The sequence below is a fragment of the Micromonospora sp. NPDC023966 genome (genome assembly GCF_040639095.1).
In the GTDB taxonomy this organism is placed as follows: domain Bacteria; phylum Actinomycetota; class Actinomycetes; order Mycobacteriales; family Micromonosporaceae; genus Micromonospora.
In genome coordinates this window covers 105,556-117,811 of the sequence record NZ_JBEZZJ010000012.1, presented here as the reverse complement: position 1 = coordinate 117,811, position 12,256 = coordinate 105,556, and the positions used below count along the sequence as shown (strand labels likewise).

The following is a 12,256-nucleotide window of genomic DNA, read 5'->3' as shown; positions in this document are numbered from 1 at the left end:
GTGGACCCTGGAAACAACCTGTGAGCCGCCGCCCCCTAGCGGAGCAGTCGGCGCAGCCCCTCCAGCGCCCCGTCGAGCAGGCGGATGGCCGTACGGAGCTGGGTGTCGGTGAGCCGGCCGGCCCGCACCAGCGCGCCGACCTCCACGGTGAACGCGGCCAGCCGCTGGTCGAACTCGGCGAGCAGGGGCGACTCGGCGGTCGGGCGGGGGGCGCCGTTGCTCGGCGGTCGGGTCGTCGCTGGCGGGGGCGCCCAGCGGGCCTGGCGGGTCTGCCGGGCCGCCTCGCGCAGTTCCCGCTTCAGGTCCCGCACCGAGCCGCGTACCTCGGTGCGGATCTCGCCGGCCAGCGCGGAGAGGTCCTCGACGGAGGCGGTGATGTCCGATTCCAGGGTGGCCAGCTCGTCGGCGCGCTGCCGCAGCTCGGCGCGGCCGGCTTCGGTGATCTCGTAGACCTTGCGGCCGCCGGCGGCGGTGTGGCTGACCAGCCCCTCCACCTCCAGCCGCTGCAGCCGGGGGTAGATGGTGCCGGCGCTGGGCGCGTAGAGGCCGAGGAAGCGGTCCTCCAGCAGGCGGATCAGCTCGTAGCCGTGCTTCGGCCCGTCGTCGAGCAGCTTGAGCAGGTAGAGCCGGAGCCGCCCGTGACTGAACACGGCGGTCACGGCAGCTCCTCCAGGTCGTCGGCGTCCTCGACGGGACGGGCGAGCAGCGCGATGCTGCCGGAGGTCGCGGACGCCCACAGCTTACCGGCGCCCCCGCCGAGCACCCCGTGGCTGTCCTGCACCGCGCCGAAGCCGTGCTGGCCGCCGCAGACCTGCGGGAAGCCGCTGGTGATCCGGCCGGAGGTGGTGTGCAGGTGGACGGTGAGGTCGCTGTCCTCGCGGACCCGGACGGTGATGCTGCCGGAGATGGCGCTGAGCCGGATCTCGCTGCCCCGCGGGTTGTCCAGGTCGCAGGTGATCGATCCGGAGACGGCGTGGGCGCGCACCCGCTCGGGCGCGCTGTCGGCGAGGATCAGCTCGCCGGAGACCGTCTCCAGGTTGAGGTCGCCGCCGACGCCGAGCGCCTCCACCGGACCGGAGGTGACCTTCGCGGAGGTGTTACCGCGCAGCCCCATGAGGGTGACCTGGCCGGAGGTGACGTCGACCCGGGTCTCCCGGCGCAGGCCGGAGACGACCAGTGAGCCGTCCACCAGTTGCAGGTCGGCCAGCACGTGGGCGGGGACGGCGATGGAGACCTCGGCCCGGAACCGGCGGCCGAGCTGGCCGAGCCACCAGAGCACTCCCGGCCAGCGGGGCGGCCGCTCGTGGCCGACGCTGAGCCGACCGTCGCGCAGCTCGACGCGGACCGGCCGGCTGCTGACCCGGGTGACGTCCACCCGGGCCGGTCCGTCGGTGCCGACCACGTTGAGCCGGCCGCTGATGAGTCGGACGTCCAGCCGGGTGACCGGCTCGTCCAGGGTCAGCCGTTGCGGGCTGTCGACCATCCAGGTGGTCATGGCGTCCTCCCCTCGGTGACGCGCCGGTCGGCGGCGCGTCGAGTGACGGGAGAATCATAACGCGATACATCGCGACTGAACAAGACTGTCGCGACTGTGTCGCGAACGCGTCAGGCCACCAGGTCCAGCCCGGCCTCCGCCCCGACGGGCAGCGGCGCCACCGGCCGGACGATCCGCACGCCGGTCGCCGTGCTGCGCCGCGCGGGCGCCCGCACCGGGGTCAGGTGGGTCGCCGACTCGGCCGCCCGGGCCAGCATCCGGCGGTCCGCCCCGGTGGCCGGGTGCAGCGCGGCGGCCACGGTCACGGCCACGGTCAGGTCCCGGGCGGACAGCACCCGACGGACCGATTCCCAGAGCGTCTCCTCACCGAGGAAGGCCGGCAGGGTGCTCGGGTCGCCGGCGTACCGGTAGCCGAGCCGCAGCGGCACGACCGGCGCGCCGGCGTCCACCGCGGCCTGGAACATGGCCGGCCGGAAGCCCCGGCCGGGCCGGCAGCCGGCCGCCGCGCCGCACCAGGTCGTGCCCTCCGGGAACACCGCCACCGAGTGCCCGGCGCGCAGCGCGGCGGCCACCCGCCCGACCGTGGCCGGCAGGTCGCGCGGCCGGGACCGGTCCACGAAGACCGTCCCGGCCGCGGCGGCCAACGCGCCCACCACGGGCCAGTCGCGGACCTCCCGCTTGGCCAGCATCCGGGCCGGGGAGACCGCGAGCACCGCGAGGACGTCCAGCCACGAGAGGTGGTTGGCGACCAGCAGCGCCCGCGGGCGGGGCAGCCGGCCCCGGACCATCAGCCGCACGCCGAGGGCACGCAGCGTCCCCCGTGCCCAGCCGCGCAGCGCGGCCCGCCGGTCGCGGGCCGGCAGGAGCGGCAGCAGCGCGGCCAGGCCGACCCCGGCCAGCAGCATCCCGAGTACGCCGAGCAGCCGCCCCACCCGGCGCGGCAGCGACACGTCCGGCGCGGTGGCTTCCGGCAGGCAGCCCGGCCCGCAGCCCGAGGCGGGGCGCCACAGCCCGTCGCCGGTCACGACGCCGCCTCGCCGAGGAAGTGCCTCAGGTGGCGCGGGTTCATCCGGTCCAGCGAGAACAGCACATAGAAGTCGGCGCACGCGAAGTCCGGGTCGTACGCCGGCTCCCCGCAGACCCAGGCGCCCAGCCGCAGGTAGCCGCGGAGCAGCGGCGGGACCAGCGCGCGGCGCTCGGCGGGCGACAACCTCACCCCGGCGGTGGCCGGAGCCTCGGCGAACCAGGGGCGGCGGGGTGTCACCCGCAGTGGTGGCGGGGCGAGGTGGCCCGCGATGACCTGGGACCAGACCTCGGCCACGGCGATCCCGCCGTCGGCCACCGGCACCGAGGCGCAGCCGCCCAGCCACCGGGAGCCGCGCAGGTGCAGGTAGCGGCTGATCCCGGCCCACATCAGGTTGATCACGGCGCCGGAGCGGTGGTCCGGGTGCACGCAGGACCGGCCCGCCTCGACCAGGTCGTCGCGGAGCGGGGCCAGCGGAGTCAGGTCGAACTCGCCGTCGGCGTACCGGCGGTCGGTGCGTCCGGGCGGCAGCAGCCGGTAGGTGCCGACCACCTCGTCGGTGCCCTCCCGCAGCACGACCAGGTGATCGCAGTGGGCGTCGAACTCGTCGGCGTCGAGCCCGGCGGCCCCCGGGTGCAGGGTGGCGCCGAGTTCGCTGGCGAACACCTCGTGACGCAGGCGTTGCGCGGCCGCGACCAGCGTCGGGTCGTCGGCGATCAGCAGGGTGTATCCGCTGGTCGTGAGGGGTGCGCCAGCGGCGTGCAGAACGGCCATGGATATCTGTGTAAGGGGCCCGGGTGCCGGCGCCGGGGATGAGGGGTGTCGATCCGGTGAACGCCGGTGGGCGCTGCGGAACGCCCCCTCACCCGCGGCGGGCCGGCGCCGGCGTGCGAGGCTGCCGGCCGGGCCCCGGCGCCGGGGCAGGCGGTCGAACCGGAGGTGCCACATGATCATCGAGTCCCGTTTCCACGGACCGGACGGTTCGGGCAACGGCGGCTGGAGCGCCGGGATCTTCGCCGCCGCGCTGGACGACCGGGGGCCGGTGGAGGTCACCCTGCGCAAGCCGCCCCCGCTGGAGACCCCGCTGACCGCGGTCGACGGCGAGGTCCGCGACCCGGACGGCCAGGTGATCGCCCAGGTACGCCGGGTCGAGCCGGTCCGCGCCGTGGTCCCGCCGGTGGACCGGGCGACGGCCGAGGCCGCCGCGAAGGCGTACCCGGGCCTGGTGGACCACCCCTTCCCCGGCTGCTACGTCTGCGGGCCGGCGAACCCGGCGGGGCTGCGGATCTTCCCGGGCCGGCTGCCGGACGGGCGGAGCGCCGCGCCGTTCCGCGCCCCGGCCGAGGTGGTGCCGGCGACCGTCTGGGCAGCGCTGGACTGTCCCGGCGGCTGGGCGGTGATCGCGCCCGGCCGCCCGTACGTCCTGGGCCGGATCGCCGCGCAGGTCACCGCGCTGCCGCAGCCGGGCGACGAGTGCGTGGTGACCGGGGCGAGGGTCGGCGGCGCCGGACGCAAGGCCGAGGTGCACTCCACTCTCTACGGTCCGGACGGCACGCTGCTCGGCCAGGCGCGGGCCACCTGGATCGCGCTGCCGCCGGCCTGACCTCTCCTCCCTGGGGATGATCCGCTCCTGCCCCCGGGGGAGGAGGGTGTACGCATCCCGCTTGATTGACCCCCTTGCGCGGGGTTGGAAGGCTGTGCTCGGCGCCCCCGCAACGGCGCCCCACCGGCGCGCCCTGAAGCCCGCCGTGGCATGAGAGGAGAACGATGTCCGACGGGCAGTGGAGCCCCAACGCCGGGACCGGCCAGATCGTGGTGTCCGGACTGACGAAGGAATACAAGAACGTCCGGGCGGTGGACAACCTGTCCTTCACCGTCGAGCCGGGCCGGGTCACCGGTTTCCTCGGCCCGAACGGCGCCGGCAAGACGACCACCCTGCGCATGCTGCTCAACCTGGTCACGCCCAACGCGGGCGAGGCCACCATCGGCGGCCACAGGTACGCCGACCTGCCCGACCCGCTGCGCACGGTCGGGGCGGTGCTGGAGGCGTCCAGCGCGCACAAGGGCCGCACCGGGATCAACCACTTGCGGGTGATCTGCGCGGCGGCGGGCCTGCCCCGCCAGCGTGCCGACGAGGCGCTCGCCCTGGTCGGGCTGACCCCGGCCGCGAAGCGCAAGTTCAAGGGCTACTCGCTCGGCATGAAGCAGCGGCTCGGGATCGCCGCGGCCATGCTCGGCGACCCGCGGGTGCTGATCCTCGACGAGCCGGCCAACGGCCTGGACCCGGAGGGGATCCGCTGGATGCGCGGCTTCCTCAAGGGACTGGCCACCGAGGGGCGCACGGTGCTGGTCTCCAGTCACCTGCTCTCCGAGATGCAGTTGCTCGCCGACGACGTGGTGATCATCGCGGCCGGCAAGCTGGTCCGGCAGGGACCGGTCGAGCAGGTGATCGGCTCGATGACGCACGGCGCCCGGGTGCGGGTGCGCACCCCGCAGGCCGACGAGCTGACCGCGGCGCTGCGCGAGCAGGCCGCCACGGTCAACGCCGACGGGCACGGCGCGCTGCTGGTGACCGGGGCGGACGCGCCGACGGTCGGCCGGGTGGCGCTCGCCGCCAAGGTGGAGCTGCACGAGCTGACCGCCGAACGCCCCGACCTGGAAGGTGTCTTCCTGGAGCTGACGGCCGGAAAGGCGGAGATCCGATGAACCTGGTCCGATCCGAGCTGCTCAAGATCCGTACCACCAACACCTGGTGGGTCTTCGCGCTGATCACCGTGCCGCTCTGGGGCCTCGCGCTGCTCTTCAACTGGTTGCAGACCGAGGCGCTGACCAGCGGGAACATGGGCGAGGTGCCGGCCGACCAGGCGGACCAGGTGCAGGCCGTCTCCAGCGCCGACAGCCTGGCCGCCAACCTCTACACCAACGGCCAGTTCTTCGGGCTGCTCATCGTGATGCTGCTCGGCATCGTGGTGGTGACCAGCGAGTTCTTCCACCAGACGGTGACCACCACCTTCCTCACCGCGCCGCACCGCACCGCGGTGATGCTGGCCAAGCTGGCCGCCGCCGGGACGCTGGCACTGCTCTTCTGGCTGGGCACCACGCTGCTGAACCTGATCTTCGCGCCGCTGATCCTGAGCGCGACGGACGTCGGCGCCCAGCTGGGCAGCGGAGCGGTGTGGCGGGCGGTGGCCCTCAACGGGCTGGCCTACCTGCTCTGGTCGGTGCTGGGCGTCGGGCTCGGCGTGCTGATCCGCAGCCAGATCGGCGCCACGGTGACCGGCATCCTGCTCTACCTGGGCGGCGCCATCGGCGCGGCCATCGCGATCGGCCTGCTGGCCGCGAAGTTCGGTGACTGGATCAACCAGCTCCAACTCCTCGTGCCGTCGCTGGCGTCGTCGCTGATGGTGAGCGGCGCCGAGATCCCCGGCAACCCGCCGCGCTGGGCAGGTGCCGCCGTGCTGGTCGGGTACGCCGTGGTGGCCGGCGTGATCGGCGTGCTCACGATCCGCCGCCGCGACATCTCCTGAGTCGGCTGCCCGACACGGCCCCGGCCGGTGACTCCACGTCACCGACCGGGGCCGTCCGTGCCTAGCAGGAGTGGACGGGACACGCAGCGTTTGCCGAACTTCTGGCATCTTCTGTGAAACGGACCACCAGCCGGAGGCGAGAATGCCTGCGCCAATCGCACGGCGTAGCCTGGGACCCGTCTCCCGCGCGTAGCGAAACGGGCACGGGAGCCACCGCGTGACATTCACAACCGCGTGAAAGAGGCGATTAGCGGCCGTGTCGACCCAGCAGACTTCGCAGGAGAACCCACTGGCGGGTTTCGGCCCGAACGAGTGGATCGTCGAGGAGATGTACCAGCGCTATCTCGCCGACCCCTCGAGCGTCGACTCGGCCTGGCACGATTTCTTCGCCGACTACCGGCCGGCGCCCGGCGCCGCCACCCCGCGCCCCGAGGCCCAGGCCGCCCCGGCCGCTCGTCCCGAGCCGGCCGAGCAGCAGGAGGCCGTCGCCACGGTCACCCAGGAGCCCGCCGCCAAGCCCGCGCCCGCGCCCGCCCCGGCCAAGCCGGCCGCCAAGCCGGCGGCGAAGGCGCCGGAGCAGCCCCCGGCGAAGAAGGCCGCCCCGGCCAAGCCGGCGGCCAAGGCGCCGACCGTGAGCGCCGCCGGCACCACGCCGCTGCGCGGCGTCGCCGCCAAGATCGTGCAGAACATGGACGCCTCGCTCGCCGTGCCGACCGCCACCAGCGTCCGCGCGGTGCCGGCGAAGCTGCTGGTGGACAACCGCATCGTGATCAACAACCACCTGGCCCGCGGTCGCGGCGGCAAGGTGAGCTTCACCCACCTGATCGGCTACGCGATGGTCCGGGCGCTGGTCGAGCACCCGGAGATGAACAACTCCTTCGCCGAGGTCGACGGCAAGCCGGCGGTGGTCCGCCCGGAGCACGTCAACCTGGGCATCGCCATCGACCTGGCCAAGCCGGACGGCTCCCGCAACCTGGTGGTGCCCTCCATCAAGGGCTGCGAGCAGATGGACTTCCGGCAGTTCTGGCAGGCGTACGAGGACGTGGTCCGGCGCGCCCGCCGCAACGAGCTGACCATGGAGGACTACGCCGGCACCACGATCTCGCTGACCAACCCGGGCGGCATCGGCACGGTCCACTCGATCCCGCGGCTCATGCAGGGCCAGAGCGCCATCATCGGCGTCGGCGCCATGGAATACCCGGCGCCCTACCAGGGCATGAGCGAGGCGACCCTGGCCGAGCTGGCGGTCAGCAAGATCATCACGCTGACCAGCACCTACGACCACCGGATCATCCAGGGCGCCCAGTCGGGCGAGTTCCTCAAGGTGATGCACGAGCTGCTGCTCGGTGAGCGCGGCTTCTACGACCAGATCTTCACCTCGCTGCGCATCCCCTACGAGCCGGTCCGCTGGGTGCGGGACGTGGCGGTCGACTCCGAGGGTCAGATCAACAAGACCGCCCGGGTGCACGAGCTGATCCACGCGTACCGGGTGCGCGGCCACCTGATGGCCGACACCGACCCGCTCGAGTTCAAGATCCGCAAGCACCCGGACCTGGACGTCCTCCAGCACGGGCTGACCCTGTGGGACCTGGACCGGGTCTTCCCGGTAAACGGCTTCGCCGGCCGGCAGCGGATGAAGCTGCGCGAGATCCTCGGCGTGCTGCGCGACTCCTACTGCCGCCGGGTCGGCATCGAGTACATGCACATCCAGGACCCGGAGGAGCGGCGCTGGATCCAGGAGCGGATCGAGCGCAAGTACGAGAAGCCCACCGCGGACGAGCAGAAGCACGTGCTCAACCGGCTCAACGCCGCCGAGGCGTTCGAGACCTTCCTGCAGACCAAGTACGTCGGGCAGAAGCGCTTCTCGCTGGAGGGTGGCGAGTCGCTGATCCCGCTGCTCGGCGAGGTCCTGGAGTGCTCCGCCGAGGGCGGCCTCGACGAGGTCGTCATCGGCATGGCCCACCGCGGCCGGCTCAACGTGCTGGCCAACATCGTCGGCAAGCCGTACGAGAAGATCTTCTCCGAGTTCGAGGGGCACCTCGACCCGCGCTCCACGCAGGGCTCGGGCGACGTGAAGTACCACCTCGGCCAGAACGGCAAGTTCACCACGCCTGACGGCGACCACGCGGTCAAGGTGTCGGTGGTGGCGAACCCGTCGCACCTGGAGGCCGTGGACCCGGTGCTGGAGGGCATCGTCCGGGCCAAGCAGGACCGGATCGACCTCAAGCTGGAGGGCTACACCGTACTGCCGCTGGCGGTGCACGGTGACGCCGCCTTCGCCGGCCAGGGCGTGGTCGCCGAGACGCTCAACCTGTCCCAACTGCGCGGCTACCGCACCGGCGGCACCGTGCACGTCGTGGTCAACAACCAGGTCGGCTTCACCACCGCCCCGGAATACAGCCGGTCCAGCCTCTACAGCACCGACGTGGCCCGGATGATCCAGGCGCCGATCTTCCACGTCAACGGCGACGACCCCGAGGCCGTCGTCCGGGTGGCCCGGCTCGCCTTCGAGTACCGGCAGGCGTTCAACAAGGACGTCGTGATCGACCTGGTCTGCTACCGCCGGCGCGGGCACAACGAGGGCGACGACCCGTCGATGTCCAACCCGCAGATGTACAAGATCATCGACTCGAAGCGGTCGGTCCGGAAGCTCTACACCGAGGAGCTCATCGGGCGGGGTGACATCACCGTGGAGGACGCGGAGGAGCTGCTGCGCGACTACCAGTCGCAGCTGGAGCGGGTCTTCAAGGCCACCCGGGACGCCGCCACCACGCCGCGCCAGCTCAGCCGCCCGCGCCGCGAGGACGAGCCGGAGCCGCAGGTCGACACCGCCACCGACGTCGCCGTGGTCAAGGCGATCGGCGAGGCGCACGTCGACCTGCCGGAGGGCTTCACCCCGCACAAGCGGATCCAGCAGCTGCTGGAGCGGCGGCGCAAGATGTCCGTCGAGGGCACCATCGACTGGGGCTTCGGCGAGATCATCGCGTTCGGCGCGCTGCTGCACGACGGGGTCACCGTCCGGCTCGCCGGGCAGGACTCCCGCCGCGGCACCTTCGTCCAGCGGCACGCGTCGGTGGTCGACGCGAAGACCGGCGACGACTACCTGCCGTTGAAGTCGCTCACCGCCGACGGCGAGCGGTCCCGCTTCTTCGTGCACGACTCGCTGCTCTCGGAATACGCGGCCATGGGCTTCGAGTACGGCTACTCGGTGGAGAACGTCAACGCGCTGGTCTGCTGGGAGGCCCAGTTCGGTGACTTCGTCAACGGCGCCCAGTCGGTGATCGACGAGTTCATCTCCTCGGGCGAGGTGAAGTGGGGCCAGCGCTCCGCCGTCACCCTGCTGCTGCCGCACGGCCACGAGGGCCAGGGCCCGGACCACACCTCCGGTCGCCCGGAGCGCTTCCTGCAGCTCTGCGCCGAGGACAACATGCGGGTAGCCATCCCGACCACCCCGGCGAACTACTTCCACCTGCTGCGCCGCCAGGCCCTGTCGCCGAAGCGCAAGCCGCTGGTGGTGTTCACCCCGAAGTCGCTGCTGCGGCACAAGCTCTGCGTGTCGCAGGTGGAGGACTTCACCACGGGCACCTTCCAGCCGGTGCTGGCCGACACCGCCGCCCCGGCGCCGGAGCAGGTGAAGCGGGTGCTGCTCTGCTCGGGCAAGGTCTACTACGACCTGTTCCAGGCCCGGCAGGAGCGGGGCGTCACCGACACCGTGATCCTCCGCATGGAGCAGCTCTACCCGCTGCCCGTCGAGGAGGTCCGGGCCGCCCTGTCGCAGTACCCGAACGCCGAGGACTTCGCCTGGGTCCAGGAAGAGCCGGCCAACCAGGGCGCCTGGTCGTTCGTCGCGCTCAACCTGCTGGAGCACCTGCCCGAGGTCCGGCTGCGCCGCATCTCCCGCCCGGCCGCCGCCGCCCCGGCGGTCGGCTCGGCGAAGATGCACGAGGTCGAGCAGAACGCCCTGATCGAGGCGGCTCTTCCGCGCCGGTGATCTGACCGCACCGCCAGCACGAGGGGCAGCGACCGCACGACGGCCGCTGCCCCTCGTGGCGTGGCCCTTCTCCGCCGAGAGGACGCACATGTACTTCACCGACCGTGGCATCGAGGAGCTGGTCGAACGCCGGGGCGACGAGCAGGTCAGCCTGGAGTGGCTGGGCGAGCGGCTGCGCGACTTCGTCGACCTGAACCCGGAGTTCGAGACCCCGATCGAGCGGTTCGCCACCTGGCTCGCCCGGCTGGACGACGAGGACGACGAGTAGGCGCGGCCCGGTTCAGCGGGCCGCCGCCCCGAGCAGGCCCAGGTAGCGCTCGACGACCGCGGTCGTCCGTTCGGCGTCGCCGGTGGCCAGCAGGTCGAGCAGGGCGCCGCGCAGCAGCGCCAGGTCGAGGGCCAGATCCTCGCCGCCGCTGTCGGCCGCGCCATGGACCTCGGCCAGCAACCCGAGCCAGTCCTCCACCGTCTGCCGGGCGAATCCCGCCCACGGCCCGTCCGCCTCGCTGAGCGAGCGGGCGTACGCCTGAACCCAGAGGACCAGCATCGGGCGGTGCGCCGGATCCACGAGCCAGCCCCAGGTCGTCCGCACCGCCGCCGCGAAGTCGTCGACGCCGCCCGCCTCCCGGGCCTGCCGGAGCGCGGCCAGCTCGTCGGCCCGGGCCCGCCCGAGCAGGGCGCGGATGAGCTGGTCCTTGGAGCCGAAGAGGAAGAGCAGCACGCGGGGGCTGGACCCGATGGCGGCGGCGAGCGGGCGCAGCGACAGCTCGGCCAGCCCGTGCGCGAGGGCGTACGCGTACGCCCGCTCCAGGAGTTCGTCGCGGCGGGCGCTCCCGGGTCGCTCGTTCTGGCTCACGGCGCTACTCTGCCACTGAAACGACTGTTTCAGTAATGGAGGGGTGCCGATGAGCGCGGAGGTTCTCATTCGTCCGCTGGGCCGTCCCGGTGACCTCGGCTGGGTGGTGCAGGCCCACGGCGAGACGTACGCCGCAGAGTTCGGTTGGGACACCAGCTTCGAGGCGCTCGTGGCGCGGATCGTCGCCGACTACGCCGCCGGCCACGACCCGGCACGGGAGGCCGCCTGGATCGCCGAGGTCGACGGGGAGCGGGTCGGCTGCGTCTTCTGCGTCGCGGCCGACGAGCAGACCGCCCAGCTGCGGATCCTGCTGGTCGATCCCGCGGCCCGGGGGCGGTCTCTCGGCGGCCGGCTGGTCGACGAGTGCCTCGCCTTCGCCCGGCGGGCGGGATACGCCCGGATGCGCCTCTGGACCAACCACCCGCTGGTCGCCGCCCGCCGGATCTATCTCTCCCGCGGCTTCCGCCTGGTCCAGGAGGAGCCGCACCACAGCTTCGGCACGGACCTGACCGGGCAGGTCTACGAACGGGAACTGGCACCGGCGGGCGGGTGACGCCGGGGCGGGCAGACCGTTGACGCGGGCGGCCGCATCCCGTCCACTGGAGAGCAGAACCGACCAGGACACGGGCGGACCACCCGCCGCCCGACGACGGGGAGGCGGCGATGAATCCCGAGCCCCGCAGGCGACCGCAGGACGCCGTGACCGTCCGCCACCTGCGCCTCGGCGTCGGATCCGTCGGCATCGCGCTGCCCGTGGTGCTGGTGGTCGGTCACGCGATCGTCGCCCGCCGGCTCACCCTGCTCGACTCGCTCAGCGGCTACTACCACACCGAACTGCGGGACGTCTTCGTCGGCGCGCTCTGCGCCATCGGGGTGTTCCTGATCAGCTACCGGTACCGCTGGCCCGACGACCTGCTCGGCACGGTCGCCGGCGGGCTGGCGATCCTGGTGGCGCTCTTCCCCACCACGGTCGGCGCGCCGGCCCACACCGTCGGCCCCGGCGACCGGATCGTCGGGGTGGTGCACCAGGTGGCCGCCGCGGCGCTCTTCGTGCTCCTCGCCGTCTTCTGCCTCGTCCTCTTCACCCGGCCGGACCGCGTCGGGGTGCCGCCGCGCCGGTCCGCGGTCCGGTTCTACCGGATCTGCGGCGGGGTGATCCTGCTGGCCATCGTGCTCGCGCTGGCCGGCTCCCAGCTCCCGGCGGAGGTGCGGCACACGCTCAAGCCGGTGCTGTGGTGCGAGACGCTCGCCGTCTTCGCCTTCGGCGCGGCCTGGGTGGCGAAGAGCGACGCACTCTTCCGGGCCGCCGGTGACGGGTCCAAGGACCCGGGCGAGGCGTCCCGCGATCTTGTAGCGTGAGGTC

12 protein-coding genes are annotated in these 12,256 nt (G+C 72.9%); 7 read left to right on the top strand and 5 right to left on the bottom strand.

What is annotated here, in order from left to right; all coding sequences use genetic code 11:
• Positions 1–35: 35 nt before the first annotated feature.
• The 4 genes from AB0F68_RS18010 to AB0F68_RS17995 all read right to left on the bottom strand — a co-directional run bounded on the left by AB0F68_RS18010 (position 36) and on the right by AB0F68_RS17995 (position 3,293).
• The gene (locus AB0F68_RS18010; RefSeq protein WP_357339182.1) at positions 36–659 is read right to left on the bottom strand and encodes a PadR family transcriptional regulator; all 624 of its coding nucleotides are present in this window, start codon (positions 657–659) and stop codon (positions 36–38) included.
• Positions 656–1,495 (bottom strand): DUF4097 family beta strand repeat-containing protein, encoded by an 840-nt coding sequence (locus tag AB0F68_RS18005; protein WP_357339180.1) that lies wholly within the window; start codon positions 1,493–1,495, stop codon positions 656–658. The genes AB0F68_RS18010 and AB0F68_RS18005 overlap by 4 nt, the downstream gene beginning before the upstream one ends.
• Before the next feature lie 110 nt (positions 1,496–1,605).
• On the bottom strand, positions 1,606–2,520 hold the full coding sequence (locus tag AB0F68_RS18000; RefSeq protein WP_357339178.1) for a lysophospholipid acyltransferase family protein: 915 nt from the start codon (positions 2,518–2,520) through the stop codon (positions 1,606–1,608).
• Positions 2,517–3,293 (bottom strand): GNAT family N-acyltransferase, encoded by a 777-nt coding sequence (locus tag AB0F68_RS17995; protein WP_357339176.1) that lies wholly within the window; start codon positions 3,291–3,293, stop codon positions 2,517–2,519. Before AB0F68_RS17995 ends, AB0F68_RS18000 begins: the two co-directional genes overlap by 4 nt.
• Before the next feature lie 172 nt (positions 3,294–3,465).
• On the opposite strand from AB0F68_RS17995, the gene AB0F68_RS17990 reads away from it, so the two are divergent.
• The 5 genes from AB0F68_RS17990 (at position 3,466) to AB0F68_RS17970 (ending at position 10,305) form a co-directional block, all read left to right on the top strand.
• Complete coding sequence (locus tag AB0F68_RS17990; protein ID WP_357339174.1) at positions 3,466–4,122, top strand: hypothetical protein; 657 nt, start codon at positions 3,466–3,468, stop codon at positions 4,120–4,122.
• Between the two features lie 164 nt (positions 4,123–4,286).
• Entirely contained in the window at positions 4,287–5,225 is a 939-nt protein-coding gene (locus AB0F68_RS17985) for an ATP-binding cassette domain-containing protein (RefSeq protein ID WP_357339172.1), read from the top strand.
• A complete protein-coding gene (locus AB0F68_RS17980) occupies positions 5,222–6,046 on the top strand; it encodes an ABC transporter permease (protein ID WP_357339169.1) in 825 nt (274 codons plus the stop codon). Before AB0F68_RS17985 ends, AB0F68_RS17980 begins: the two co-directional genes overlap by 4 nt.
• Positions 6,047–6,302: 256 nt before the next feature.
• The gene (locus tag AB0F68_RS17975; protein ID WP_357339167.1) at positions 6,303–10,037 is read left to right on the top strand and encodes a multifunctional oxoglutarate decarboxylase/oxoglutarate dehydrogenase thiamine pyrophosphate-binding subunit/dihydrolipoyllysine-residue succinyltransferase subunit; all 3,735 of its coding nucleotides are present in this window, start codon (positions 6,303–6,305) and stop codon (positions 10,035–10,037) included.
• 88 nt (positions 10,038–10,125) lie between these two features.
• Positions 10,126–10,305 (top strand): DUF6104 family protein, encoded by a 180-nt coding sequence (locus AB0F68_RS17970; protein WP_089009804.1) that lies wholly within the window; start codon positions 10,126–10,128, stop codon positions 10,303–10,305.
• A gap of 12 nt (positions 10,306–10,317) precedes the next feature.
• Here AB0F68_RS17970 and AB0F68_RS17965 read toward each other — a convergent pair whose 3' ends face one another.
• A complete protein-coding gene (locus AB0F68_RS17965) occupies positions 10,318–10,893 on the bottom strand; it encodes a TetR/AcrR family transcriptional regulator (RefSeq protein WP_357339165.1) in 576 nt (191 codons plus the stop codon).
• Positions 10,894–10,942: 49 nt separating this feature from the next.
• Here AB0F68_RS17965 and AB0F68_RS17960 point away from each other — a divergent pair, with 49 nt between their 5' ends.
• Both AB0F68_RS17960 and AB0F68_RS17955 read left to right on the top strand, forming a co-directional pair.
• The gene (locus tag AB0F68_RS17960) at positions 10,943–11,446 is read left to right on the top strand and encodes a GNAT family N-acetyltransferase (protein WP_357339163.1); all 504 of its coding nucleotides are present in this window, start codon (positions 10,943–10,945) and stop codon (positions 11,444–11,446) included.
• 110 nt (positions 11,447–11,556) lie between these two features.
• Positions 11,557–12,252 (top strand): DUF998 domain-containing protein, encoded by a 696-nt coding sequence (locus tag AB0F68_RS17955; protein WP_357339161.1) that lies wholly within the window; start codon positions 11,557–11,559, stop codon positions 12,250–12,252.
• Positions 12,253–12,256 lie beyond the last annotated feature (4 nt).